The organism is Nostoc sp. PCC 7107 (assembly GCF_000316625.1).
Classification (GTDB): domain Bacteria; phylum Cyanobacteriota; class Cyanobacteriia; order Cyanobacteriales; family Nostocaceae; genus Nostoc_B.
In genome coordinates, this window is record NC_019676.1 from 5,974,356 (window position 1) to 5,999,090 (window position 24,735).

Here is a 24,735-nt window from a genome sequence, read left to right on the forward strand (position 1 = left end):
GATAGAAGCTGATGGTTGCTGCTGGGTTAATGGGTAATTTTTGTATATATTCTAGCGACATTAAGGACAGAAATTGCCAATTGTAAACACTCCGTCAAAAGCAGCTAAAGCTTTTTATTCTAGAATTGAGAGACTCGGTATATTTATAGATTCGGTATTTTCAGAATTTCAGCCTTGTGGCAGCCTGAATCGCAATCCCTCTTCAGGTGCAGCCCGGAAAGTCTCCTCCCAGACTAGCCATCCCCAACAATTGACATGCAAATTGCTTCCTTTGATTAACTGACTCTATGACAAGTTTTAATCGCTCTACCAGTCGTCGGTTGAATAAATTACCTCAAATTCCTTCTGTGTGGGAGGGCGATCGCCGTCCATTATCATCACCAATCCCACATCCTGATTCATCCGCCAATGGTGATTGCATTCTTTGGGTTGATGGCTCACAAGGTGTTGTCCGTGGTATGGACGTAGTACCTCCTGAAACAGGCCCGGAAGCAATTGTTCGCACCCTGATGCGGGCAATGGAGCATCCCCACAGTCCCGCGAAACCTGCTAGACCTCACAAAATTGTGGTCAGAGACCGAGAAATTCAATTTTACCTGCGCGGCGTGCTACAAGATTTGGATATTGCCATTGACTACGCCCCAGAATTACCGTTAATTGATGAATTATTTCGCGGTTTTGCGGAAGTTGTTGATAGCCAAATCCCAGATTTACCACCACAGTATGCCCAAGCTTTGCAAGAAAAAGCATTCGCCCTTTGGCAAGCAGCCCCTTGGGAATTTTTGGAAGAGCAACAAATCTTATCTATCGAAATTAATAAATGGGATGTCGGGACGCTTTACGCCTCAGTAATGGGGATGTTGGGGATGGAGTATGGCATTTTGTTTTATCGTTCGGAAGAATCACTCCAACGATTTCGGGCAGCAGTTTTACAAAGTGAGGAGTCGCAAGGACGTTTAGAAGAAGCTTTTCTCAAGCAAGATTGTCTGTTTCTCACTTTTGAAAGTCTAGATGCTGATGATGAAGATGAGGATGAAATTGACAATTTAGCAGAGATGCCTTTAGCTGAAATTGCCCCAACATTCGGCAATATTCACCCCTTAGAAGGACTGCGGTCTGTTTTATATGATGAAGAGGCGCTAGTCGTTTACGTTGCGTTAGAAAGCCTGTGTCGCTTCATTCGTGACCACCGTCGGCAGTTACGTGATGAAACTTTCCCTGAACTCAGTCATCGCTATCGGATTTATCTACCAGAATCGGATACTGGCACAAAATCAGTATCTGTGACTGTTGCTTCAATGCCTCAATTGGCAGCTGAATTAGAAGAAATGGCAGGGTTTGGTGTGTCGGAATCGGAAATGGAAACACCAGATTTACCAATATTTCGGTCTTTACGTGATGACTTAATTCCCGAAGATTCTTTTCTCAGTTTGGGTGTGGTTTCGTGGGAAATGCTGGAATATCTACGTAAAGGTGTGACTTATCATCCAGCAGGTGAAATTAAGCAGGTGGGCGATGGATTACCTGTAATTTTGATTCAAACTTCCCGCCCCAAAGCTAAGACTGTAATTGAAAATATAGAAGCGGCTGGTGGATTGCAAGCCATTTGCTTTAATCCTGGAGCCGATCCTTTTGATGGCGATCGCTACGATTTGGGTTTGTTACAAACTCAAAATAGTGAACTGTTTCTATTCGGTGAATTTTTAGATGACGATCCCATCCATGTTGAAGCTCGTAAAAAATGGAATCAGCGGTGTAAGAATACCAAAGGTTATTGCGGTTTAATTATTGCCAAAGGGTTAACAGGGTCGGCTCGTGGTAATCCTCAACTGCGAGATATGATGGCTTTGTTTGAAGCGCGATCGCTTTCTCCAAAAGATTTAGGACTGGGGATGCTGCAACTTATGCCGCAGTTATAATCTGCACAAATACCGGGCAATCACCATAATTGCATTGAGACTCTCCCCAAACCGTAGTGTTTGGTATTTCGCTGTGCTTCGTTAAGCTGAACTGGCCTACTCTGGAGAAAAACAGCATCAGATCAGCTTTTTTGTCAAAAAATCAGGATTTAATTATTTGACAAGTGAAATAGAAGTATACGCGATTCTTGTAACCAAGATTCGTGGTGATGTTTCCATATCTCCGATGCGATCGCTTTATTCAGTTAATTACTTTATCTAAAGTTCATGAAGCATAGATATTATTTGGCTTTTTAGTAATCTTTTGACTACGTTATGCTATTCGCCGCAGAGATATTTTTTCCCTCAGCAATGATGAAATCAAATAAGCTTTGAACTTTATCCTAAAAATTTAAAATTATTATTTTTCTTGATAATTATAAGCATCGTGTTTCTAGGAAATTACTTAAAACTTTATTTACCATGAATTTTCTTTGTATTTTTTTTATAAACTTGAGAAAACATCGCAATTAAGTATTCAATGAAGATTATTTAAAGCCTAAAAATCACGGTTATAATAGCCTTAACACTAAAAATCAAGCAAATATTACCTTATGTGGTAAGTGCTTACTAAATAATTTTATGATTGGAAATTTCAAGGAGGGCAAATTTTAATTTGCTTCGATTTTTAGATATACAAATTTAGAAAATTTTCTAAATTTGTAGTGAAATTTGACTAAATATTTGGAACAGGAGGCAGATGTTTATTTTAATTGATAAACTCCTGAAATAAAGATGGTGATGTGTGCGAAAAAACAAACATATTTAAACATTTACGAAAATCTTTAAACGGAATTCGTAAACAACATCAACATCACTGTATTACTACTTTTAGTAGTTACTAATAAAATCTCAAATTCCACTGGCTGAGATAAAGGAGGCTGCTTATGTTTGCTTAAACACTAAATATGAATTTGTGGATATCTACACCCAATGAGTACCCAAAAAACAGCCGCTAGATCAAAGGTAAATACTTTTTTAGATGAGAGCAATCGCCTACAGGTGCGTACTATTGGGTAATTACCAGCCAAATATACACACCTAATAATCAATAGACCTATTAAGGTCTCAAGTTATTCAAGAAATTGTCTCTCAAGAACTGTACGCTGATCTTTAATAAAGCAGAGAAGTTGAAATACTTTATGCGAATAAAAATCTTGGTAATCTCCATTGAGTGATACTTAGGTGTCGCAAATTAATTTAGAGAATTTAATTGTCTGGTTTTCTTGAAAACATCAGTATTGCAATTGTTACAAGACATGAATGTACACTAAGGACTTTTCCTGCCACAATAGTAATCCCGTTCTGATTATCTTCTGGGAAAATGATGAATAATTTGACAAAATGGCAATTTTTTGTGTCTATAGCATTGCTTGTTTCTTGACACAAACTCTGATAATCTTATTCCTCCTTGTCCGGAGTCTTTTGTTGTTTTGATGGTGTTAATATACAGCAGATAGCATGATAATGACTAATAAAAAATGGGCCGTTAAACGTATCACTGTGAATTTAGCAACACAGGAAGCAGAGAAACTAGAAAAATATTGTCAGCAGACAGGTAGACCTGCAACAGATGTAATTCGAGAACTGATTCGCGGATTACCGACATCTGATGACAACAAAGAAGCAAAATAGATAGGGAAAATCAGGAATTTTTTCACAGCGTCGTAGATTGTCGCTGGGATACCTAAAAAATACCTATCATGCTTTTTTCAGTCCACCTTTACTAAAGTTTGTGTGGGTCAACACAAGCATTTTGCAGGCAGTAAATTTTAGTGATCAGGAATCAAATAAAGTAATAAACGCAATTTTATTACTAATGGGTTAAAACTCATCGTGCATCTACATACTGGTGGACTCCTGATAAATCTCTGACAACTAACTTCTAACTCAGCGAGTGTAAAACCTCGCAAATAGGCTTGATGTTAATAGCAAATTCCGACACCAACCCAGTTACAATTTGTAAAGAAACTGAAGAGGTAGGACGGAATGCGCGTTGCAATCGTAGGTGCGGGATTGGCTGGGCTGGCAACCGCTGTAGATTTAGCTGATGCTGGCTGTGAAGTCCAGATTTTTGAGTCCCGTCCGTTTGTTGGTGGTAAAGTCGGCAGTTGGGTAGATGGCGATGGCAATCATGTAGAAATGGGGTTGCACGTCTTCTTTGGCTGCTACTACCAATTATTTGACTTAATGGAAAAAGTGGGGGCGTTGTCACATTTACACCTCAAAGAACACTCCCATACCTTTATTAATAAAGGGGGACGCACTGGTGCTTTAGATTTTCGCTTTTTCACAGGTGCGCCTTTTAATGGATTGAAAGCATTTTTTACTACTTCCCAACTATCATTACAAGATAAATTGCAAAATGCGATCGCTCTAGGAACCAGTCCCATAGTCCGAGGACTGGTAGACTTCGACGGGGCGATGAAAACCATCCGCAAACTAGATAACATTAGCTTTGCCGATTGGTTTCGTCGTCACGGTGGTAGTGAAGGTAGCATTAAACGGATGTGGAATCCCATTGCTTATGCTTTGGGATTCATTGACTGCGACAATATTTCTGCCCGTTGTATGTTGACTATCTTCCAGTTTTTCGCTGTGAGAAGTGAAGCCTCTGTACTGCGGATGCTGGAAGGTTCCCCTGATGGGTACTTACACAAACCCATCGTGGATTATTTAGCTGCAAGAGGAACTAAAATTTATACTCGTCGGCAAGTGCGAGAAATTCAATTTGCCGAAGGTGATGGACAAACCTGCGTTACTGGCATTGTAATAGCTCAGGGCGATACTACAGAAACTATTACAGCTGATGCCTATGTCTGTGCTTGTGACATTCCCGGAATTCAGCGTATTTTGCCATCCGATTGGCGAAAATGGTCACAATTTGACAATATTTATAAATTAGATGCAGTCCCCGTTGCCACAGTACAATTGCGGTTCGATGGTTGGGTGACAGAACTGCAAGATGCAGAGAAACGTAAACAACTCAACCATGCAGTCGGCATAGATAACTTACTCTACACTGCTGACGCAGACTTTTCTTGTTTTGCCGACTTGGCATTAACTAGTCCCAGTGATTACTATCGCCCAGGACAAGGTTCGTTGCTGCAACTGGTACTCACACCAGGAGATCCGTTTATTAAAGAAAGTAACGAAGCGATCGCCCAACACGTCCTCAAGCAAGTGCATGAACTCTTTCCCTCATCACGGGAACTGAACATGACTTGGTATGGAGTCGTGAAACTTGCTCAATCTCTTTATCGAGAAGCGCCAGGAATGGACGCATATCGTCCTAACCAAAAAACTCCCATACCAAACTTTTTCTTAGCAGGTAGTTATACTCAGCAAGATTATATCGATAGTATGGAAGGAGCGACAATTTCGGGAAGAAGGGCAGCAAAAGCGATTTTAGAGAGTATCAAGCAGTAGCGAACCCCAGAGGAATTACATAGAATGTCAGATTGGCTAGAACATAGCGTACAGGTAGAAGTCGAGGCTCCCATAGATTTAGTGTGGAGTCTGTGGTCTGATTTAGAGCAAATGCCCCGCTGGATGAAATGGATTGATTCGGTGAAAATCCCGCCTGATGATCCAGAAATATCTATTTGGAAACTCAACACTGGCGGTTTGGAATTTACTTGGAAATCTCAGATTCTCAAAGTTATTCCCAACCAAATTATTCAATGGCAATCAATTGATGGTTTGCCCAACCAAGGAGCAATTCGTTTTTACGATCGCCACAACAGTAGCATTGTCAAACTATCTGTGTCTTATGCCATCCCTGGCATTATTGGCAAAATCATGGACAGCTTATTTTTAGGGCGGGTAGTAGAATCAACTATTCAAGCTGATTTAGAAAGGTTTAGACAATATGCCTTGAAAGTTAAAGCTAACTAAATTTCCTGCAACTTACTTGATACAAAGGGAGGGCAAAATCAGGATTTGTGAGCCTTTCCTTAAATACTTAATACAAGTGTATTGTGAATAAATTTAAATTAGGCAACATTAAACACGTTTGGTCGTGGAAGTGGATCACCCACAGTTTCATAAGCAATAATCAAAGATTCCAGTGCTTCAATGCCATTGGCAACAGCTGACTCGTAAGTATCCCCATGAGTGCGCCAACCTTGTCCAGGGAAATCAGGAAATCCTACCAAGAAGCAATCATCTTCTTGTGACCACTGAATCACCATTTGGTACTTGAGTTTACTCATCTTGTTTACTGCTCTCTACTGCCTCAATTGCCTGTTTGACTTCCTTTTCTTGGTAGCGTTTAGCATCTGCTCCATCTTTACTAGGACTTACGCACAGGCTACGGAAAATCGAACCACAGAGACGCAGAGGTCACGGAGAAATGAGAGTTTGAGAGGTGTTTTGCGTAAGTCCTATTTACCTGAAACTGTGATTTTTCCAGCATACAAAGGATGTATCCAGTTAGTATGACTGCCTTTGCCGGGTAGTTCTGTAAAACCAACTTGGCGAAGCATTTGCTTCAGCTCTCGAATTTTTTCGGCATAGTTTTTAATGCCAATTAATTTACTAATGCCACTCTATCCAAATCTTGAAAAATTCAAAAACTACCAAGTTGGGTCACTAAACAAATGTATCTTCAACTCCTCATCGGTTGGCGGTACTGAGGAAATGCAAGCACGGATGACATCACCATCTTCCAGTTCTACCGTACAGGCGTGACACGAACCCATGAGACAGCCAGTGGGAATAATCACTCCAGCGCGTTCGGCTACATCTAAGAGTGCTTCTCCCACTTCGGCATTGATGATGACATCATCTGGTAAAAATCGCACGCTAACACTCATGAAATTTTCGGCTAACTATGACAAAAAGGGTGTTAAGTCTAAATGGCGTTCTACTTCCGTAGCCAGCGAGTCTAAGATTTGCTCTCGCTGTTCTCGGTAGTTGGCTACACCTGTGGGCAAGGATTTTAAACCGCGCTGTTGACGCAGGCGATTTAACCAAGCACGTCGCCAAGGGCCGTTATCAAATAGTCCGTGCAGATAAGTACCCCAAACTGATTGACAACTATCCACCAACCCTAGATTAACATCATCAAATAAGGCTTGAAATGCTTGACTATCTGGTGGCTGTTCGATGCGCGATCGCCCTTGGTGAATTTCAAACCCATTGACTGGTAAGCCTGCTTGGGGATAATTTGAGCTAACTTGACGCTGACGAGCAATTTTTTGTCCTGTAATGACGGTTCTAATGGGCAATAAATTTAGACCCTGAAATCTGCCGGCTTGTCCTTCTATACCTTCAGGGTCAGCAATAATTTGTCCTAACATTTGATAGCCGCCACAAATCCCTAAAACTGTCCCACCAGAAGCGGCATAATTTTGGATTGCTTCTGCCATACCGCTTTTCTGCAATAAAATTAAGTCGGCAATGGTGGTTTTTGTCCCAGGAAGAATTACCGCATCTGGGTGTCCCAAGTCTTGTTTTGGGCTGAGATATCTCACAGAAACTGTCGGTTCTGATTCTAAGGGGTCAAAGTCGGTAAAGTTGGCAATTCTGGGTAAGCGGATGACAACTATATTTAAGTCAGCTTGAGTTTTATATGATTTTCGATCTAGTAAATCGAGGGAGTCTTCAGCGGGAAATATTTCTTGAAAGTAAGGTAAAACGCCAATCACAGGTTTTTTGGTGCGTTCTTCTAGCCATTTTATCCCTGAATCTAAAAGCGATCGCTGTCCACGGAATTTGTTAATGACAATACCTTTAATTAAATCCCGTTCATCTGGGTCAAGTAATTCTAAAGTCCCGACTACATGGGCAAAAGCACCACCACGGTCAATATCTACTACCAAAATTGTAGGTGCATTTAAATACTTGGCTATCCGCATATTTGTCAGGTCGCGGTGCTTAAGGTTAATTTCTGCTGGACTCCCTGCACCTTCGCAAACCAATATGTCAAATTCGGTGGATAGATGTTGAAGAGATTCTTCTATGGCTCGCCAACCAAGGTCAAAAAATTGTTCGTAGTAATCTGCTGCTTTAACTCGTCCTACAGGTCTACCTTTAACAATTACCTGGGAAGTCATATCACCTTGGGGTTTCAGTAAAATGGGATTCATTTCTACCCAAGGAACCACCCCAGAAGCCCACGCTTGTACCGCCTGTGCATAACCAATTTCGCCCCCATTGGCAGTGACATAAGCATTTAAAGCCATATTTTGACCTTTAAAGGGAGCCACTCGCCAACCACGCCGTGACAACAAACGGCAAATAGCAGTAGTTAAGAGTGATTTCCCTGCGTGGGATGTTGTCCCCACTACCATAATTGCTTTCATACTTAATGTCGGTTTTTTATAATAGGGTGGAATAGGTTATGAACGGGTGATATTGCCATCCGTTCATCAACAGTTATACGTTAAGAAGCTAACAGAACTACAGGTAGGAAAAATATTCACACCCAAGTTAATGGCCCAGATTACTTACATAACTCTCATCAAAATCTGCAAAAATTGGTCAGATGTTGATGAAGAATTTATATTGGGTTTGATGCTTCCGTAGATATATTGTTCCCTTTTGTAACCTAAATATTAACTTTAAGATTTTCAATTCTAAAAAGGTAGTCTCAACCAACGGATGCCTGCATTGTACAGGTAATCTTGCCAGGAAGGGGTAGTCCAATTTTTTCCCTGATATTTTTCTACTAGTTGATAACCTAAAGGCGTGAGGCGAAAACTATCGGTAATTCCCTGGCCATCAACTTCGCGCCGCAGTACACCGACTTGGATTAACCAGTCCAAAGCGTTATAACAACTCAGTTCTGATAAGGGACGCTGAGTATAACCTTGCTGGACACCATTTTCTAGGGCGATCGCATTTAATGGTACACTCTGGTTACGCATGGCTGTGAATAAACCAACAGTGAAAGGACAACAAATTAGCGATCGCTCGGCTCTTTCTACTGTGGTACGTGAGTAAGAGAAGATTTTCGAGTTTGGGGAATCAATAATAGCCATTTAAGTATGTTTTGGTGATTGGACAAAAATTTAAGTATTTTAGATTACTAGTTATTTACTGTGAGAAAAATTATCTAGATATTGGTATTTACACTGTTTTTTCAGTAATACATTTAATTATTGTAAATTATTGTAAAATTTCAAAGTCATCAACAAACACCAAACAGGAAAGGTTCATTATGCCTCTAGCAGTTGGTACAAATGCACCTGCATTTACCGTCAAAGATACGAATGGGAACACCATCTCATTATCTGATTTTGCTGGTAAGACAGTTGTTTTGTATTTTTATCCCAAAGATGACACTCCAGGCTGCACCAAACAAGCGTGTAGCTTCCGCGATGCTCAAGAGCAATATCAAGGTAAAGATGTGGTTGTTTTGGGTGTGAGTGCCGATGATGAAGTGTCTCATCAAGCTTTTACCCAAAAATTCAATCTCAACTTTCCCCTGCTGGCAGATACCGATAAGTCTCTCATTCAAGCTTACGATGTTGATGGTGGTGGTTATGCCAAGCGTGTCACCTACATCATCGACCCCAGTGGCAAAATTATTCATGTTGATGCCAACGTGAATACATCTAACCACGCCAGCGATATTTTAGCGGCACTGGGGCTGTAATTGCTCAATCCAAAATCTGTCTTGGAAAGTTTGCTCAACGGGGGGAACCCCCGCACGCAACTTTCCGCAAAATCTAAAATTTATTGACCTCACCTTTTGTCTTTATTTCCTTGTACTGACTACAAACCTAGCTTCAGTCAAGAATTTACAGACAAGGTGAGGTTTTTGAATATGATTCAGTTTCCTGGGGGGACAATTTGTACTGGAGAAGTCACATTGGGAGATGTGATGGCTGGTAAACCAGGAACTGCTTGTCCAGAAGTAGTATTTGTTGGTTGATTGGGATTTTGTTTGAGTGCAGCCCGCTTTCGGTTTAATTCGGCCACCGCTGAATTTAATTCGTCATCTTTTTGTTGAGTATTCCAGTTGAGATTACCAAGTTGAGCGCGATGAATTAGGTCAAGAGGATTTAGTCCACCTGAGTTAGTCGAAAATGGATTGGTATTATCTAGGGAATTATCACCAGGATTGGCATCAATTGTATTAAGTTGAGCCAAACTCGGTTGTGATAAGAGAAAAGAGGCAAAGCCAATGCCGGCTAAGGTAGCCACACAGCAGCTTTTAACTGATAAAAATGATTTTTGCATGAGATTCTTCTCTAATACGCTCCAACGACACCATGCTTTTATCTTAAGCAAGAGTCCGCCGTAATTGGGGTTGAATGCTGAATAAGGCAACAACGGCAAAGCCAAACAAAATTAATAAAGCACCACCAAAAGTAACATCACCCCAAGGTGCTTGCATGACTATACTACCCAATCCCCAATTGTTGTGGAGATAGAGATAGCGGATAGGTTCAATTGCATAGCTAAGTGGGTTCAGTGTAGCCACAACTTGTAACCACTTGGGCATGAAAGATAAAGGCGCTAAAGCTGTGCTGGCAAACAGTAAAGGCAGGTTGGTAACAAAAATCACTGCAATTAATTCAATGTGTCCAGGTAGAGCAAAAGCTAAACCCAGAGAAATAGCAGTTACGCCCAACGCTAAGAGAAAGACAATGAGGGCGATCGCACTCAAACCCACTGCATCCGGTAGCCCTGCCCCCAGAAAGGCTGCTGCACCAACAATTACAGCCGCTTGGAGTAAACTTTGGCTAATAATAAAGATGGCGGAAGCAAAGACAATCGAAAACCTCGATGCTAGGGGTGCGACTAATAAACGGTTCAAAAAGCCAAATTCGCGGTCAAACATCACAGGTAATCCGGCGTTTAATGCGCCAGCAAATGCGGTAAAAACAATTACGCCAGCAGCTAAAAATTGACCGTAATTTGTCGTATTGCCAAATAAACCCTTGGGTGCGTTCTGGAATAAAGCGCCGAATAGCACCAGCCACATGACAGGCTGAATAATTCCCGCCAATAAAGTTGAGGGACGGCGTTGTAATTGAATAAACAAGCGACGAGTTAAAGCCAGGGTTTCTTGGGTCAAGTCACCCAAAAAATTAGGTGCAGCATCAGCAGGTGAGGCTAGTTGCTGCCAGTTGACATCAGATTTAGGAGTTACACTCATGGGAAGTATGAAGTATGAAGTGTGAAGTATGAAATGTAAAGTGCGAAATGTGAAGTGTGAATTTTATTTTCATACTTCACACTTCAGAATTTCTATCTCATATTTTGCTTCTTTTCTGCTTTGGGATCACGGTTAGCCACTGCGGCCAGTTCTGCATCCATTAAGGTGCGTCCAGTGGCTGCGAGGTACACATCATCTAAGCTAGGGCGAGATTGAGCGATGCCGAATATTGGTAAGCTTGCATGATTGAGGGTTTGCTGAATGGTAATTAGGGCATCATTTTGGGGTGTGACTACTAAATTCAGAGAATTACCTTGAGCGCTGTTAATGATGATTTCTTGGACAAAAGGTAAAGCTTGTAAGAGGTCTTTGGCTTTTTCGGCTTCCTCAAGGGGAGAAAATTCCCGAATGCGTAAGGTAATGCGATCGCCTCCTACTCTATCTTTTAATTGTGAGGGTGTACCTGTGGCAATGACAATCCCACGGTCAATAATAGCGACGCGATCTGCTAGTGCGTCAATCTCTTCTAAATAATGGCTGGTAATTAATACTGTTGTTCCTGATACCCGCAACTTCCGCAGGAAATCCCACACAACAAAACGGCTTTCGATGTCTAGTCCTACGGATGGTTCGTCCAACACCAATACATCCGGTGCATGGAGTAACCCAGCCGCTAAATCAAGGCGTTTGCGTAAACCACCAGAATAAGTTCCTGTCTTTTTATCAGCGTATTCTTGCAAACTCAGTAAATCTAAAACCGTCTGAATTCGCTGTTTTGCTACCGCGCCAGGGAGGTGATAAAGCGCCGCTTGTAATTGCAGCAGTTCTCGTCCAGTCAACACTTTATCTATAGCAACTTCCTGCGCTACATAACCGAGTTTTTGCCTTGCTACTCTGGGGTTATCCAACACAGAAATTCCAGATACTTCAATTTTGCCAGCATCTGGAGTGGTGAGGGTACACAAAGCACGCAGAGTAGTAGTTTTACCTGCACCGTTGGGGCCGAGTAAACCAAAGATTTCTCCTGACTCGACTTCAAAAGAAACATCTTTGACGGCTTCAACAGTACCGTAGCGCTTTTGCAGATTTTGAATTAAAACGGCGGGAGCCATGACAGCCAATCCCTAACTATACAATTCGCAACAAAGTCTATATATCTATTGTAGTTGAGTAGTGTTAGGTGAAGCGATCGCTGGGATACGACTCGTTTATTTTATGGATTGGGGACTTCTAAGGAATAAAATCACCACAATGTATAGAATTTTAATATTTGGCAATTCTGGTTCTGGAAAAAGCACTCTTGCAAATAAGCTTGCTAAAGACCTCATGATTCCAATTCTTGATCTCGATACTATTGTTTGGCAACCAAACCAAATTGCCATACGCCGCCCTCAAGCAGATTCAGAAAAGGCTCTACGAAACTTCATAAAAAATAATATTTCTTGGGTAATTGAAGGCTGCTACAGTACGCTAATCAAAATTGCGATCCAATTCTCAACTGAAATCTATTTCCTAAATCCCGGTATTAGTAAGTGTCTGGAAAATAACCTTAATCGACCCTGGGAGCCGCACAAATTCAAATCAATCGAGGAACAGGCGCAAACATTCGAGTTTCTCCAAAATTGGATTCAACAATATGAAGAACGTGACGATGAATTCAGTTATTCATCCCATCGCTCAATATTTAATCAATATAATGGCAAAAAACATGAAATTATCACATAACCCAATCGTCCCAAATTACCTGGTGATGAATATTCGACAATTGAGTTAAAACGTTCAATTGCTTACTGCGGCTAGATATCATAAGAAAAACCCTCATAGCGTTTATGAGGGTTTTTGTTTATATCTATAATTACTTTTTAAGTGCGGAAACGTCTCTTACCCTGCTTTTGCAAGGCAAGTTTTTTACGCTTAGATTTTTCAATAGGCGTTTCAAAGTGACGGTGCTTCCTCATATCTTGAAAAATTCCCGCCTTGGAAACTTCTCGTTTAAATCGGCGTAAGGCTGACTCCAGGTGTTCATTTTCACCCACTATAATTTGGGTCATTATCTCTCCTCATTAAATTAAATTCATCAATGGACTGAGCAGGCACTAACAGTGTAAAAAAAAGATAAATTTTTTGCCTGACCGAAAAATTCGTTCTTCAAATTTCTGGTTTTATAGCAATTACCAATCAAATGCGGTATATCTTCTCTAGCCTAAGTGCCTCTAGTCTCTAACATCAAAAAAAATGTCACCCTATAAAATGGGCAACACTATCAAGCTTAGTAGCGATTACGTCCACCACCGCCACCGTATCCTCCGCGACCGCCACCAGAAGAACCTCTGTCTTCTTTGGGCTTGGCTTTATTAACTTTGAGTCCACGACCCATCCATTCAGCACCATCAAGAGCTTCGATCGCAGCGGCTTCTTCAGCTTCTGTTCCCATTTCCACAAAAGCAAAGCCGCGCAGACGGCCTGTTTCCCGGTCTGTAGGTACTTGTACCCGCTTTACCGTGCCATATTCAGAAAAAACGCCTGTAATATCATTCTCTGTAACATCGTAAGAGAGGTTGCCTACATAAATTGACATTGACTGTCTCCAAAATTTTTAGTGTGTAGAGATGTAAATTTCGGAGAAAACTCTGTAAATACTAAAAGGTAAAATCCTGTCAATACTAAAAACAAAAATACTCACCGAATTAACTCTCATTTTCTAAGATGACATATAAGGGAATTTTCTGCATCCCGTAAATAGAAGCATTATTTGAAACTAGTGTGACATATTCTAGTATCGGCGAAAGCCCAGGGAGCGCTAATTCTCTTCACAGGCGCTCACTCCAACAAAAAACCTCGGCTTTAAGTACCGAGGAAATTAGGAGAAGTCCAAATGGCGATGAGTAAAGATAACCTAACTGAAGTTCAAAAATCTTAGCTAACGCCCAAGGCAAGCAAAACTAGAGCAGTAACTAGTAGGGTAGCAACGGCACCTTGTAATTTGTAACGATTTTGCCTCTCTTGGTTGGGATATTCAGCGTAGTAAATTTGGGGTTCAGTTGCGTAGTTATTCAGAAGACCGCTTTCGTTAATGGTGGTATACATAATTTTTTTTGTGATTTGTTACTTTATATAAATAATTCTAACTTTATTGTTACAAATATTCAATAGCACTTGACAATAAATAACAAATACTATCTATAAGATAGGCTTATCAAGGATGACTGGAGCGTCAGTCCTAATATCTGAAAAGGATTAAAGTTATAGACTCGACTCTGTTAAAATGCAGAACTGCGGCATTCGCTCTCAGTCTTTGCGTACTGCCCATCCCACCCTTCAAATGTGCGTCCGCCTAAGACTGATGCCGCCAGCGGCGACAGGCCGATGTTATTTACGGAGTTCTATGTCTTTTTCTCATCTCGGCTTGTCTAATGAAATCATCCGTGCTGTCACCGAGCTAGGATACACCAAACCCACGCCTATTCAGATGCAGGCGATTCCTGCCGTTTTGTCAGGGCGTGATTTGTTAGCTGGGGCGCAAACGGGGACTGGAAAAACTGCCAGCTTCACTCTGCCGCTGCTGCAAAAATTGTCGTCTGAAAAGAGCCTTAAAAGCACATCTTATGAATGTTTCCCAATTCGGGCGCTAATTCTCACTCCGACTCGTGAATTAGCCGCCCAAGTAGAGCTAAATGTGCGTGAGTATAGCAAGTACCTGAAGTTGAACACGATGGCGATGTTTGGCGGGGTCAGCATTAATCCACAAAAAAAGCTGTTGAGAGGTCGAGTGGATATTCTGGTCGCTACGCCAGGGCGACTGCTAGACCATGTACAGCAGCGGACGGTGAACCTGTCAAATGTTGAGTTTTTAGTCCTGGATGAAGCAGACCGGATGTTGGATATGGGTTTTATCCGTGATATCCGTCGCATTCTCTCGCTTTTACCAAAACAGAGACAAAACTTATTATTCTTCGCTACCTTCTCGGACAAAATCAAGGAACTAGCTACCGGGTTGCTAGATAACCCAGAGATGATCGAGGTAGCACGCCGTAACGTTACTGCCGACACTGTGACACAAAAAGTCTACAAGGTAGATCGCGATCGCAAGTGCCAATTACTTGTTCAGCTGATTCGGCAAAATAACTGGTATCAAGTGCTAGTGTTCACGCGGACAAAGTATGGTGCTGACCGTCTGGTGAAGCAGTTGACCCAAGAACGTATTCAAGCACTGGCTATTCACGGTAATAAAAGTCAATCGGCACGTACCCACGCTTTGGCTAAATTCAAAAACGACAGTTTACAGGTATTGGTCGCAACAGACATTGCTGCACGTGGTCTCGACATCAGCGAACTCCCTCATGTGGTCAATTTCGATTTACCCAATGTTCCAGAAGATTATGTTCATCGCATTGGTCGCACTGGTCGCGCGGGTGCATCAGGTAAAGCTGTATCGCTGGTGTGTGCCGATGAATATGATCTGTTGGCAGATATCGAAACGCTAATTAAACAACGATTGCCTTTTGAAGTGGTTACTGGTTTTGGTGCTAATTCACAAATCAAGCCCGAACCAATTACCGATGAACGCAAGCATAGACCCAAAGGCAAAAAGCGTCCCGATCGCTCTAGTACTAAACCCACATCACAAAAATCGCCTCGGCAAACGGTGAAAGGTGCTAAAAAATCTGATGATCGTCCTGACACATCACACCGTTAGGCTAAATTATTTTAGTTTTGATCCCCGAACTATCAGCCGCAACCACAGCCATCCTAAGCCACTCCCAATAAAATAATAGGGAAAATCAACCCAGGTGAAGGCAGTACCAATTAACATTCTGCCCCACCAAAATGAACGTACCCAAATCAGAAATGGTGGATGCCACAATTGCATAAACTCTATTAAGGAAGTAATAACCAATACCCATAAAGGGATTTGCCAAACAGAAGCGCGAGTGGTTGTAAATAGAAAGGCGAACAAACACCAAAATATCTGGTAAAAAATCCCGCCTACTTCTTGGTTTAACCACGAAACAGAATAGCGATAGTGGCTGTAGAAAAGTCCAATGGGGAGAATAATAGTCAGAGAAAAAATTGTTCGCCAGCGCAGGCTTTTAAAGAGTGGCATTATGTGGCGTTTCCAATCAAATATTCCTCCCCATACTATTCCCCGTAGTTATTGCCTGTCACCTTACCTCGAAAAACAATATATTGATAAAGGTTGTAAAACAACATCACCGGAATCAAAAAGCCGATAAAAATAATCATGATTACTAAGGAACTCGGATCGGCTGATGCTTCATAGATAGTAATTCTTGTGGGGATGATGTAGGGAAAAACAATCAAACCTAGGCCAATAAAGGACAATACAAATAACAGAATTGTCCAGACAAAAGGCGCTCGTTCTTCTTTGCGGTTGAGACTCTGCCAAAGTTGCCAAATTAACCAGACACCCAGAAGTGGAATAAGAGTAAAAATATAAACTAAAGGCTGTTGAAATAAGCGAGACCTGGCACTTTCATAGATTATGGGTGTGCTAATTGTAATGGCGATCGCACCCACTAATGTTGTCAAAGCGGCAATTTTCGCAGTTTTGTAGTGGGTTTCCTGTAAATCTCCTGTGGTTTTCCACACGAGATATGTTGACCCAATCAACACATATCCTTGAATTAAAGTTAATGCTACTAGCAAAGATGGCAAACTTAACCAATCCCAGGTGCTACCAATAAAATGTCCTGTCTCATCAACATTAATACCTTTGAGTACGGCACCAAGGGCGAATCCTTGTCCAAGTGCAGCGATAAAACTTCCTGTCCCAAAAGCAAAATTCCAAAATAACTTGCGTCTGGATAATTCTCGAAATTCAAACGCTACACCGCGAAAAATAAACCCAAACACCATAACAAAAATTGGAATATACAAAGCATTTAAAATTGTGCCGTAAGCCAAAGGAAAAGCCCCAAATAATCCGCCTCCCATTAACACCAACCAAGTTTCATTCGCATCCCAAATGTTGCTTAAGCTAGTCATTAAAATTCCTCGACGTTCATCATCGGAGGATGTAAGAGATAAGATACCTACTCCCAAATCAAAGCCGTCTAACATGACATAAAGGAATAAAAATAGAGCTAAAATTACAAACCAAACTTGCGGTAGAAAATACTTGAGCGTCTCCATAAAATATCCTATTTAAATAGTTTTACCAGGGGATAGTTAACAGATAAAAGGTAACAGAATAACCCAACAAAATTTTTAGAATGTTGGGTTTAACTTATTCATCCGCCTTGAACTTAAGTTCAAGGCTAATAGCTGAAGTCTACTCAAGTAGACTAAAAAATCTTGGCTATGTTTAGTACTTTTGCTATGAGTAAGGAACTTGAGTTCCTTGCTAGACTTCGTTACACCCCCCATTTCAGACTTCAGACTTCACACTTCAGACTTTTTATTGTTGTGCTTCAACAGGACGTTCATCTGCTACAAACTCCCCTGGTGTAGTATCGACAGCGGCTTTAGTAATTTCTGCACCGGGAATCGGTAATTCAAGATTTGGCCCTCTGCGAATGATGCGACTACCAAAATACATCGCGGCGATAAATAACAAGCTGTAAACGACTGCAAAAGCCGTGAGGGAAGTTAAAACGTTACTTGCAGGAAGACGGGATGCTGCATCAACTGTCCGAATTTGTCCGTAAAGCGTCCAAGGTTGTCGTCCCACGCAACGCACAATCCAGCCTGATTCGACAGCGATGTATCCTAAAGGTGCAGCAAATACCCAAGCTAACATCAGCCAACGTTGCTGAGTAATATTTTTGGCTGATAATTTCCCACGTAACCACTGCAAAGTACTCAACAGCATTAATCCAGCAAAGAAAAATCCAATGGCGATCATCACACGGAAGGCGTAGTAAATCAAACCTACCAAATGTGGTCTATCTTCTGGTTTCCACTCTTTTAAGCCGCGTACTGGTTCAGAAAGATTCTGCTTGAATTCCAGAATGTAACCCAAGGCATTGGGAATGGTAATTTCCCAATCATTTTTTTGGGCTTTTTCGTTGGGTATGGCCAACAGACTCCAATCTGCGGGTTGTCCTGCGGGTGTGCTTGACCACTGCGCTTCCATTGCGGCGAGTTTTGTGGGTTGATAGTGATAAACTTGTTCGCCGCTTAAATGACCGATATATATTTGTAATGGAGTAACTGCGATCGCAGCTGCTAAAACTATCTTTAAAGACTTGGCAAAAAACTCTGGATGGCGTTTTTGCAAAATATACCAAGCACTAATTCCGCCAATGACAAATAGCGAAGTCTCCAGTGTGGCAAAAAACATGTGCAGCACACTGTTAGCCATGAAAGGATTGAACATCGCCTGAAAATAATCATGGACAACAAACTTGCCATTCACCATCTCCCCACCGGCTGGTGTTTGCATCCAAGAATTTGCTGTCAAAATCCACAAAGTCGAAAGGTTCGCACCCACAGCCACCAAAATTGTCGAGAGATAGTGAATCGCAGGATTGACGCGCTCCCAACCAAATAACATAATTCCTAAAAAAGCTGCTTCTAGCATGAACGCCCAAGAAGCTTCAAAACCAATCACACTACCAAAAAAATTCCCCACAGCTTCCGAGAAAGGAGCCCAGTTAGTCCCAAACTGAAATTCCATTGGAATACCCGTAGCTACCCCAATTCCAAAGTTGAGGACGTAAAACTTCGACCAAAAACGCGCATGAAGGTAATAATCAGGATTGCGAGTTTTTAGCCAGAGTCCCTCAACAATCACCAAATAAATGCCCATTCCTGTAGTCAGTACAGGCCAAAGTATATGAAATATCGCTGTCAGCGCAAACTGCATCCGTGATAGCACCACTGAATCGGATAAAAACTCCACGAATTTTCTCCACTAGCAAACCACAGTCTTTAGGATAAACGTTTGACTCTTCGTCACAATATTTCAAAAGGTTACATTTAGATTAATATTTTCCTAAATTGCCTAAATAACACATTCTTTGATGCTCATCTGCAATAAATATGTAGAATTGAAAAAAGTCGTGTCTATTTATCAGGGCTTACGCATAAACTATGGAAAATCCAACTACTCCAGACGCAGAGTTCACAGAGGAATGAGAGTTTGAGAGGTTTTTTATGTAAGTCTTAATTTAGAAAACTACTCAACTCTTATTAAATCTAATATGAATCAACCACTACTGAAGTTTATTGTCACTAAAAACTATAAGAATTTGTCATTAGAAGATGCGATTAATCTGGAAAATTTAAACATATTTATAGGTTCAAATGGTTCAGGGAAAAGTAATTATATCAGTTGCTTAAAACTTTTAAGAGATAGCCTAACAGAAATTACTGACGAAAGTCGTCGCGTTAGTAGCTTTAAAGATGCGGTTTTACAAATTGGTGGTGATAGAATCTTAGATGCAAATGTTAAAAACTCGGATCAAGTAAAATTTATATACTGTTTTTATTTTCCTGAAAATCTTCCAAATCAAAATAATATATGCTTTAATAATATATTATTTAATTTAGAGCTTGATGTAAGTAGAAATAGAAATGGCTTCGGAGGATTCTTTCTCTCTAAAGAAGATTTATACGGTGTTGAAAAAATAGGTAAATCAGCATCTAATCCATTTTATTATTATCAAGCTCTGTTTGACATATTTGGTAGAAATTCTATATCAATCTCTAATAAAATAGACCAATCCGATAATATCACATTGACGGATTCAAATAATATAAGAGAGAATTCTTTACTCTTTTCTTCTATTCTCAAGCTGCTGGAATATAGTAAACATCCTGTTTATTCTACACCTGTTTACAAAGTTAGAAAGGACTTGATAGAGTTTGTTTCAAAATGGCAATTTTATAACGCCAATAATATGGACATAAATCTCATCAGAATGTCAGAGCCAAAACTGGGAGGAAGTGACATTTATTTATCAAAAACTGGAGATAACTTACCGTTAGTAATAGATAACTTATTTCAACGAGATATAGATTTTGAAGAAAGTCTCAACCTAGCTTTGAAATCAATTTTACCTAAAAGCCGTCGTCTGCGTCCTATACGTTCTGGAAGACTATCTCTAACTTTAGAATGGTACTTTGAAGATATCAAAGAACCTTTTTATATAAATGAATTATCTGATGGCACGGTGAGAATGTTATGTTGGGCTACTATCTTACATTCCCCAGTTCTACCGTCGTTACTAGTAATTGATGAACCAGAATTAGGACTGCACGTATCATGGATGCCAGTTTTAGCTGAGTGGATTAAAAAAGCTGCTACAAAAACTCAAGTAATTATCACCACACACAGTCCTGACCTTTTAGACCATTTTACAGATTTTTTAGAAAATGTTTTCTGTTTTTATTCAAAAGATAAAACCCATTTCTCTATCAAAACTCTCTCAAAAGAAATACTTAACGAAAAATTAGAAGAGGGATGGCAATTAGGTGATTTGTATCGTATCGGCGACCCCAGCGTTGGAGGATGGCCGTGGTAGTATGGGTTTTTGCTGGTGGTGGGGAAGCTGAGGTTAGAGGCTTGATTCCTTTTTTAGAAAGAACTTTTCCCGGTTGTAAATTTGAAAGAAAAACGCCAGTATATCAAAAGCCTGGCCCTAAACCTAATAAAGTCAATAGTTATGGCAGAACTGGTAAAAGTTTGATTGAGCAAATTAAGCGAGAGTTACCTACTGCTTTAAAGTACACACCAAATGAGTGTACTTTAATATTAGTTTTTGATGATTTAGATTGTCGCAATCCCAATGAGCAAAAAGAAAATATCTTAGCAGAAATATCAATAATCCCCGACTGTAACAATATAAATAAGTTTGTTGGGTTTGCATCTCCTGAATTGGAAGCTTGTATTCTTGCAGATTGGAACAATTCAGTAGCAAAACATCCCGATTTTAAAGGTAGACATGAGCGTATGCGTTGGTGGTTGAGTAAACAAAAAAATATTCCTTTTGATAATCCAGAATCATTTAGTGAGTACGACCCTAAAAGAGGTTGTTGTCAAGAAAAATTATCACAAGCACTAGTTGATTCAAGTGTTCTTGATGAGTTTGATAGTAGTTCAACACGCTTTTCTAAAGGATTACATACACCTGAGTTATTAAGCTATATCAATTCCAATGAAGTTCAAAAAAGATGCCCTTTATTTCGTGAACTCTATAACTACTTAAATAATTTGTGTAACTCTGCATCAAGTTGAATTTGCAGCTTATTAGTGGTAGATTACACCATCTAATCCCTCTTCATCAATAAGGAGGGATTAGGGTAAGTTTTTAGAAAAATCAAACCTAAAATTATCACTGTGTTGTCAGTTGCAATTTTGGCAAAATGTCAAAAAATATCCGGCTAATACACAGTTATTTGAGATTAATTTACCAAATCAGGAAACACTTCTTGCACCGCCGGATGTACAAGGCGATGATTCTGCACATTTACACCCTTGGCTAAAGATGGGTTAACATCCAGGGCTTTGATGCCTAAATTTGCTAACTGCACAACGAATGGTAATGTGCTGTTGTTAAGTGCTTGGGCTGATGTCCAAGGTACTGCGCCTGGCATGTTGGGAACGCCATAATGCACTACGCCTTCTTCAATGTATACAGGGTTGGTATGGGAGGTGGCATGTAAGGTTTCCACACAACCGCCTTGGTCAACAGCAACATCAACAATTACTGAACCAGGCTGCATTTTTTGTACCAATTCGCGGGGTACCAAAATTGGCGCTCTGCGTCCCAAAACTAAAACAGCACCGATAAGTAAGTCAGCTTCTTTAACAGCAGTTTCTATGTGGGCAGAGTTACTATAAAGTAATTCAACTCTAGAACCGAACAAAGTTTCTAAATAAGATAAACGCTCAACATTTACATCTAAAATCTGCACAGTTGCACCCATACCCACAGCAATTTTCGCTGCTTCCGTGCCGACTACACCACCACCTAAAATCACAACTTTACCCGGTTTAACACCAGGAACACCGCCTAAAAGTACTCCTCTACCACCTTGCTGACGTTCTAGGAATCTCGCGCCAAACTGCACTGATAGCCGACCTGCTATGACACTCATAGGTGTGAGTAGGGGTAGTCTGTTAGGGCCTGGTTGTTCTACAGTTTCGTAGGCGATCGCACAAGTGCCACAATCAATTAAATGTTCGGTTAATTTGCGATCGGCTGCCAAATGCAAATATGTAAACAATATTTGCCCTTTTTGCAAAAATTTATATTCGCTGGATAACGGCTCTTTGACTTTAACTACTAATTCTCGATTCCAAGCTGTTTCTGCTGATGAGACAATTTCTGCACCAGCGCTGATGTAATCTGCATCCGTAAAACCAGCACCATTACCTGCTTGTGTCTGGACAAAAATTTTATGCCCGTTTTCGTGTAGCACTCGCACACTAGATGGACTTAAACCGACTCGAAACTCTTGGTCTTTCGTTTCTTTGGGAACGCCAATTTCCATATAACGCCTCTGATGAATTTTTGGTTTAATTTAGCCTGCCAGTCTCGGACTGACACTTCCGTATTAGATATAGCTATCTACAACCTTAGTTTTCCCTTTCACGGTAACAAAGCTGAAAACTCTTACCCTTGACTATTGTCATAGTTGACTACAATATATAAAGAATAATTACAAATTGTTAAACGAGCCTTCGCACAGCTAAATTTGAGAAGCTGCTAGAGCTTTCAAGTTCTCTTGCTCAAATCTTACAAAAGTGCTGATTTAACGTTTTACATTCAAGTCCCGTTTGCCGAACAGAGGTTTTTTGAACATGACACAAACACAACCAACAGTTACCCCTAAACTAGAAGATCCCAAATTTGGTTTTAATGAATATGCCGAACGTCTGAATGGTCGGGCGGCGATGATTGGCTTTGGCTTAATGGTGGTAATTGAATACGTTACCAATCAAGGTGTGCTATCTTGGCTCGGTCTTAAGTAGTGCTATCACCAAGCAAAAGCTTTCTAGTTGTAAGCTAGTAAGTAGACAGGTTTAACCAGCTGGCATGTTCAGCTGGTTAAAACTTTATCAAGAGAACTATCTCTTAGATTTTCTGTCTATAACTTCGTAGGGTGGCAAATATGCCAGAAAGCTAATTGTTACACTTCCTCACCTACTGATCAAAATTATAATATTTAGATGTGTTTTTGATAAAAGACATCTGGCGGTGAGGTATTCTCGGTAAACTGACACAAAGGTGATTTGGATAAACCAAGCTGTGATGAATGCTGCATTACCTCGTTTTTTGAAATCAGCCTACAGAAAAGAGCCAATTATCAGTATCTTGATAACGATAGGCATTGTAGATGCTGTGATTGGTGGATTTGATGATAGTTGGTCATTGTTAGCCGTTGGGTTAGGAACAGCAGGTATCAGTCTCGCCTTTAAGTTGTGGCGAATGCAGCAGCATCGCCCCATACCAGAGGAACCTGTGGTGCAACATTACTTACCCTCGCGCTCATCTAGTCCGACGCTACCTATACTAACTGTGGTGAAGAAAAAACCACCTCGTTAAGAAGTGCTGAGTCGGAAATGTTGAGTCACAATTGTGAAATAAATTGACTTAACTTTTTAAGCAGTGAGGAAAAATTTGTGAGGAGTGAGGGAAAAATAGGGAGTGGCTCTCGGCTACGCCCATATATTGTTTTGGCATTTATGGCAGCATTAACTCTGCCAGTAACTATTTGGCAAAGTTTTGATACTTATACTGCACGTGCGGCGATCGCCCAAATACCAGATTCCCAAGCTCCTACTAATTTTGTCAATCCTCAGCTAATTTATAGCTTAGTGGGACATGCCGGAACTGTTAAATCTCTAGCATTTAGTCCAGATGGCAAAATTCTCGCCAGTGGTGGCGCAGAAAATGATGGTGCAATTCGCTTGTGGAACCCTTTAACTGGTAAAAGGTTGGCGAATAGTAAAGCACACAAAACCTCTGTAGAATCTTTGGTGATTGCGCCAGATGGTCAAACTCTAGTTAGTTGTAGTACTGACAACACAATTAATCTTTGGAATCTGAAAAATAATAAATTCCGTCGTTCTTTTGTCGGACACACCAGCAATGTCTTGTCTTTAGCCGTATCGCCTGATAGTAAAGTCCTGGTAAGTGGTGCTTTAGACGGAATTCGGGTGTGGGATTTGTTACAACAACGCCCGTTGACAACACTAATCAAAGTTAGTGACTCAATTTATACAGTGGCAATCAGCCCTGATGGACAGACTGTCGCTAGTGGCGATAATAAAGGTCAAATCAAGCTTTGGGACTTGCAGACAGGAAAATTAATTAGAGCATTTTCGGCACATTCCCAAGCTGTGAACTCTGTAGCTTTTACACCAGATGGCACAACCTTAATTAGTGCCAGCCGCGATCGCACCATTAAACTCTGGAATATTCAATCAAAGAGCTTAGTCCGTATCCTCAAAGGACATAATAATTGGATCAATGCGATCGCCATCAACCCCAATGGCCAAATCCTAGCCAGTGCCGGTAGAGATGGCATTAAACTGTGGGATTTAACTACAGGCGAGTTATTAAATACACTTTATGGACATAGTGATTGGGTGAGTGCGATCGCTTTTAGTCCTGATGGCAGACTGTTAGCCAGCGGCGGTTTTGACGGCAGAGTCAACATTTGGGGAACCATCCGACCAAAACGTCAGTAAAT

General features: G+C 40.8%; 26 protein-coding genes. 12 read left to right on the plus strand and 14 right to left on the minus strand.

Translation table 11 applies throughout. The features are described from left to right. Positions 1–287 precede the first annotated feature (287 nt). The 4 genes from NOS7107_RS25485 to NOS7107_RS25500 all read left to right on the plus strand — a co-directional run bounded on the left by NOS7107_RS25485 (position 288) and on the right by NOS7107_RS25500 (position 5,855). Positions 288–1,919, plus strand: coding sequence for a hypothetical protein (locus tag NOS7107_RS25485; protein WP_015115822.1), 1,632 nt, complete (start codon positions 288–290; stop codon positions 1,917–1,919). A 1,500-nt stretch (positions 1,920–3,419) separates the two neighbouring features. Next, positions 3,420–3,593, plus strand: coding sequence for a hypothetical protein (locus NOS7107_RS25490; RefSeq protein ID WP_015115823.1), 174 nt, complete (start codon positions 3,420–3,422; stop codon positions 3,591–3,593). A 354-nt stretch (positions 3,594–3,947) separates the two neighbouring features. Next, a complete protein-coding gene (gene zds, locus NOS7107_RS25495) occupies positions 3,948–5,387 on the plus strand; it encodes a 9,9'-di-cis-zeta-carotene desaturase (RefSeq protein WP_015115824.1) in 1,440 nt (479 codons plus the stop codon). 24 nt (positions 5,388–5,411) lie between these two features. Beyond that, positions 5,412–5,855, plus strand: coding sequence for an SRPBCC family protein (locus tag NOS7107_RS25500; protein ID WP_015115825.1), 444 nt, complete (start codon positions 5,412–5,414; stop codon positions 5,853–5,855). A 98-nt stretch (positions 5,856–5,953) separates the two neighbouring features. Here the strand turns inward: NOS7107_RS25500 and NOS7107_RS25505 are convergent, their stop codons facing one another. The 4 genes from NOS7107_RS25505 to NOS7107_RS25520 all read right to left on the minus strand — a co-directional run bounded on the left by NOS7107_RS25505 (position 5,954) and on the right by NOS7107_RS25520 (position 8,944). Continuing rightward, on the minus strand, positions 5,954–6,172 hold the full coding sequence (locus NOS7107_RS25505) for a type II toxin-antitoxin system HicB family antitoxin (RefSeq protein ID WP_015115826.1): 219 nt from the start codon (positions 6,170–6,172) through the stop codon (positions 5,954–5,956). 363 nt (positions 6,173–6,535) lie between these two features. Then, on the minus strand, positions 6,536–6,775 hold the full coding sequence (locus NOS7107_RS25510) for a 2Fe-2S iron-sulfur cluster-binding protein (protein ID WP_015115827.1): 240 nt from the start codon (positions 6,773–6,775) through the stop codon (positions 6,536–6,538). Between the two features lie 15 nt (positions 6,776–6,790). Further along, positions 6,791–8,266, minus strand: coding sequence for a cobyric acid synthase CobQ (gene cobQ / locus NOS7107_RS25515; protein WP_015115828.1), 1,476 nt, complete (start codon positions 8,264–8,266; stop codon positions 6,791–6,793). 273 nt (positions 8,267–8,539) lie between these two features. Further along, a complete protein-coding gene (locus NOS7107_RS25520; protein ID WP_015115829.1) occupies positions 8,540–8,944 on the minus strand; it encodes an Npun_F0494 family protein in 405 nt (134 codons plus the stop codon). A gap of 179 nt (positions 8,945–9,123) precedes the next feature. Between NOS7107_RS25520 and NOS7107_RS25525 the strand changes: the two genes are divergently transcribed. After that, complete coding sequence (locus tag NOS7107_RS25525) at positions 9,124–9,561, plus strand: peroxiredoxin (RefSeq protein WP_015115830.1); 438 nt, start codon at positions 9,124–9,126, stop codon at positions 9,559–9,561. Between the two features lie 176 nt (positions 9,562–9,737). Here the strand turns inward: NOS7107_RS25525 and NOS7107_RS27450 are convergent, their stop codons facing one another. The 3 genes from NOS7107_RS27450 to NOS7107_RS25540 form a co-directional block, all read right to left on the minus strand. Continuing rightward, positions 9,738–10,148: a hypothetical protein gene (locus NOS7107_RS27450; protein WP_015115831.1), complete on the minus strand. Its 411-nt coding sequence runs from the start codon at positions 10,146–10,148 to the stop codon at positions 9,738–9,740. Positions 10,149–10,191: 43 nt separating this feature from the next. Further along, on the minus strand, positions 10,192–11,070 hold the full coding sequence (locus NOS7107_RS25535) for an ABC transporter permease (protein ID WP_015115832.1): 879 nt from the start codon (positions 11,068–11,070) through the stop codon (positions 10,192–10,194). 92 nt (positions 11,071–11,162) lie between these two features. Continuing rightward, positions 11,163–12,182 (minus strand): daunorubicin resistance protein DrrA family ABC transporter ATP-binding protein, encoded by a 1,020-nt coding sequence (locus tag NOS7107_RS25540; RefSeq protein ID WP_015115833.1) that lies wholly within the window; start codon positions 12,180–12,182, stop codon positions 11,163–11,165. Between the two features lie 61 nt (positions 12,183–12,243). On the opposite strand from NOS7107_RS25540, the gene NOS7107_RS25545 reads away from it, so the two are divergent. Continuing rightward, on the plus strand, positions 12,244–12,795 hold the full coding sequence (locus tag NOS7107_RS25545; RefSeq protein WP_015115834.1) for a hypothetical protein: 552 nt from the start codon (positions 12,244–12,246) through the stop codon (positions 12,793–12,795). A 137-nt stretch (positions 12,796–12,932) separates the two neighbouring features. On the opposite strand, the gene rpsU is transcribed toward NOS7107_RS25545, so the two are convergent. The 3 genes from rpsU to NOS7107_RS28840 all read right to left on the minus strand — a co-directional run bounded on the left by rpsU (position 12,933) and on the right by NOS7107_RS28840 (position 14,157). After that, the gene (rpsU, locus tag NOS7107_RS25550; RefSeq protein ID WP_015115835.1) at positions 12,933–13,121 is read right to left on the minus strand and encodes a 30S ribosomal protein S21; all 189 of its coding nucleotides are present in this window, start codon (positions 13,119–13,121) and stop codon (positions 12,933–12,935) included. 218 nt (positions 13,122–13,339) lie between these two features. Beyond that, positions 13,340–13,648 (minus strand): RNA-binding protein, encoded by a 309-nt coding sequence (locus NOS7107_RS25555; protein WP_015115836.1) that lies wholly within the window; start codon positions 13,646–13,648, stop codon positions 13,340–13,342. A gap of 338 nt (positions 13,649–13,986) precedes the next feature. Further along, positions 13,987–14,157 carry a ssl1498 family light-harvesting-like protein gene (locus NOS7107_RS28840; RefSeq protein WP_015115837.1) on the minus strand — a complete coding sequence of 57 codons (171 nt, stop codon included), beginning with the start codon at positions 14,155–14,157 and terminating at the stop codon, positions 13,987–13,989. 298 nt (positions 14,158–14,455) lie between these two features. On the opposite strand from NOS7107_RS28840, the gene NOS7107_RS25565 reads away from it, so the two are divergent. Continuing rightward, on the plus strand, positions 14,456–15,766 hold the full coding sequence (locus tag NOS7107_RS25565) for a DEAD/DEAH box helicase (RefSeq protein WP_044500352.1): 1,311 nt from the start codon (positions 14,456–14,458) through the stop codon (positions 15,764–15,766). A gap of 6 nt (positions 15,767–15,772) precedes the next feature. Here the strand turns inward: NOS7107_RS25565 and NOS7107_RS25570 are convergent, their stop codons facing one another. From NOS7107_RS25570 to NOS7107_RS25580, 3 genes are all read right to left on the minus strand, one after another. Next, complete coding sequence (locus NOS7107_RS25570; RefSeq protein ID WP_015115839.1) at positions 15,773–16,174, minus strand: DUF2809 domain-containing protein; 402 nt, start codon at positions 16,172–16,174, stop codon at positions 15,773–15,775. Between the two features lie 35 nt (positions 16,175–16,209). Next, positions 16,210–17,223 (minus strand): cytochrome d ubiquinol oxidase subunit II, encoded by a 1,014-nt coding sequence (gene cydB / locus NOS7107_RS25575; protein ID WP_015115840.1) that lies wholly within the window; start codon positions 17,221–17,223, stop codon positions 16,210–16,212. A 265-nt stretch (positions 17,224–17,488) separates the two neighbouring features. Next, a complete protein-coding gene (locus NOS7107_RS25580; protein WP_015115841.1) occupies positions 17,489–18,934 on the minus strand; it encodes a cytochrome ubiquinol oxidase subunit I in 1,446 nt (481 codons plus the stop codon). Positions 18,935–19,235: 301 nt separating this feature from the next. Here NOS7107_RS25580 and NOS7107_RS25585 point away from each other — a divergent pair, with 301 nt between their 5' ends. Next, on the plus strand, positions 19,236–20,558 hold the full coding sequence (locus NOS7107_RS25585; RefSeq protein ID WP_015115842.1) for an AAA family ATPase: 1,323 nt from the start codon (positions 19,236–19,238) through the stop codon (positions 20,556–20,558). A gap of 41 nt (positions 20,559–20,599) precedes the next feature. Then, positions 20,600–21,271, plus strand: coding sequence for a hypothetical protein (locus tag NOS7107_RS25590; RefSeq protein WP_044501147.1), 672 nt, complete (start codon positions 20,600–20,602; stop codon positions 21,269–21,271). 167 nt (positions 21,272–21,438) lie between these two features. On the opposite strand, the gene ald is transcribed toward NOS7107_RS25590, so the two are convergent. Beyond that, positions 21,439–22,530, minus strand: coding sequence for an alanine dehydrogenase (gene ald, locus NOS7107_RS25595; RefSeq protein ID WP_015115844.1), 1,092 nt, complete (start codon positions 22,528–22,530; stop codon positions 21,439–21,441). 310 nt (positions 22,531–22,840) lie between these two features. Between ald and NOS7107_RS29095 the strand changes: the two genes are divergently transcribed. From NOS7107_RS29095 to NOS7107_RS25610, 3 genes are all read left to right on the plus strand, one after another. Next, positions 22,841–23,011, plus strand: a complete 171-nt coding sequence (locus NOS7107_RS29095) for a hypothetical protein (RefSeq protein ID WP_015115845.1) — start codon at positions 22,841–22,843, stop codon at positions 23,009–23,011. A gap of 280 nt (positions 23,012–23,291) precedes the next feature. Then, positions 23,292–23,585: a hypothetical protein gene (locus NOS7107_RS25605; protein ID WP_015115846.1), complete on the plus strand. Its 294-nt coding sequence runs from the start codon at positions 23,292–23,294 to the stop codon at positions 23,583–23,585. 140 nt (positions 23,586–23,725) lie between these two features. Continuing rightward, positions 23,726–24,733, plus strand: a complete 1,008-nt coding sequence (locus NOS7107_RS25610) for a WD40 repeat domain-containing protein (RefSeq protein WP_157374147.1) — start codon at positions 23,726–23,728, stop codon at positions 24,731–24,733. The last annotated feature ends 2 nt before the right edge of the window (positions 24,734–24,735 follow it).

What these genes read in the sequence shown, in the direction of transcription:
- ald (WP_015115844.1), bottom strand. Translation starts at nt 22,530, where the DNA reads ATGGAAATTGGCGTTCCCAAAGAAACGAAAGACCAAGAGTTTCGAGTC.
- NOS7107_RS25585 (WP_015115842.1), top strand. Translation starts at nt 19,236, where the DNA reads ATGAATCAACCACTACTGAAGTTTATTGTCACTAAAAACTATAAGAAT.
- NOS7107_RS28840 (WP_015115837.1), bottom strand. Translation starts at nt 14,157, where the DNA reads ATGTATACCACCATTAACGAAAGCGGTCTTCTGAATAACTACGCAACT.
- NOS7107_RS25525 (WP_015115830.1), top strand. Translation starts at nt 9,124, where the DNA reads ATGCCTCTAGCAGTTGGTACAAATGCACCTGCATTTACCGTCAAAGAT.
- rpsU (WP_015115835.1), bottom strand. Translation starts at nt 13,121, where the DNA reads ATGACCCAAATTATAGTGGGTGAAAATGAACACCTGGAGTCAGCCTTA.
- zds (WP_015115824.1), top strand. Translation starts at nt 3,948, where the DNA reads ATGCGCGTTGCAATCGTAGGTGCGGGATTGGCTGGGCTGGCAACCGCT.
- NOS7107_RS25520 (WP_015115829.1), bottom strand. Translation starts at nt 8,944, where the DNA reads ATGGCTATTATTGATTCCCCAAACTCGAAAATCTTCTCTTACTCACGT.
- NOS7107_RS25610 (WP_157374147.1), top strand. Translation starts at nt 23,726, where the DNA reads ATGGCAGCATTAACTCTGCCAGTAACTATTTGGCAAAGTTTTGATACT.
- NOS7107_RS25485 (WP_015115822.1), top strand. Translation starts at nt 288, where the DNA reads ATGACAAGTTTTAATCGCTCTACCAGTCGTCGGTTGAATAAATTACCT.
- cobQ (WP_015115828.1), bottom strand. Translation starts at nt 8,266, where the DNA reads ATGAAAGCAATTATGGTAGTGGGGACAACATCCCACGCAGGGAAATCA.
- NOS7107_RS25505 (WP_015115826.1), bottom strand. Translation starts at nt 6,172, where the DNA reads ATGAGTAAACTCAAGTACCAAATGGTGATTCAGTGGTCACAAGAAGAT.
- NOS7107_RS29095 (WP_015115845.1), top strand. Translation starts at nt 22,841, where the DNA reads ATGACACAAACACAACCAACAGTTACCCCTAAACTAGAAGATCCCAAA.
- NOS7107_RS25605 (WP_015115846.1), top strand. Translation starts at nt 23,292, where the DNA reads ATGAATGCTGCATTACCTCGTTTTTTGAAATCAGCCTACAGAAAAGAG.
- NOS7107_RS25570 (WP_015115839.1), bottom strand. Translation starts at nt 16,174, where the DNA reads ATGCCACTCTTTAAAAGCCTGCGCTGGCGAACAATTTTTTCTCTGACT.
- NOS7107_RS25510 (WP_015115827.1), bottom strand. Translation starts at nt 6,775, where the DNA reads ATGAGTGTTAGCGTGCGATTTTTACCAGATGATGTCATCATCAATGCC.
- NOS7107_RS25500 (WP_015115825.1), top strand. Translation starts at nt 5,412, where the DNA reads ATGTCAGATTGGCTAGAACATAGCGTACAGGTAGAAGTCGAGGCTCCC.
- NOS7107_RS25555 (WP_015115836.1), bottom strand. Translation starts at nt 13,648, where the DNA reads ATGTCAATTTATGTAGGCAACCTCTCTTACGATGTTACAGAGAATGAT.
- cydB (WP_015115840.1), bottom strand. Translation starts at nt 17,223, where the DNA reads ATGGAGACGCTCAAGTATTTTCTACCGCAAGTTTGGTTTGTAATTTTA.
- NOS7107_RS25565 (WP_044500352.1), top strand. Translation starts at nt 14,456, where the DNA reads ATGTCTTTTTCTCATCTCGGCTTGTCTAATGAAATCATCCGTGCTGTC.
- NOS7107_RS25540 (WP_015115833.1), bottom strand. Translation starts at nt 12,182, where the DNA reads ATGGCTCCCGCCGTTTTAATTCAAAATCTGCAAAAGCGCTACGGTACT.
- NOS7107_RS25535 (WP_015115832.1), bottom strand. Translation starts at nt 11,070, where the DNA reads ATGAGTGTAACTCCTAAATCTGATGTCAACTGGCAGCAACTAGCCTCA.
- NOS7107_RS25490 (WP_015115823.1), top strand. Translation starts at nt 3,420, where the DNA reads ATGATAATGACTAATAAAAAATGGGCCGTTAAACGTATCACTGTGAAT.
- NOS7107_RS27450 (WP_015115831.1), bottom strand. Translation starts at nt 10,148, where the DNA reads ATGCAAAAATCATTTTTATCAGTTAAAAGCTGCTGTGTGGCTACCTTA.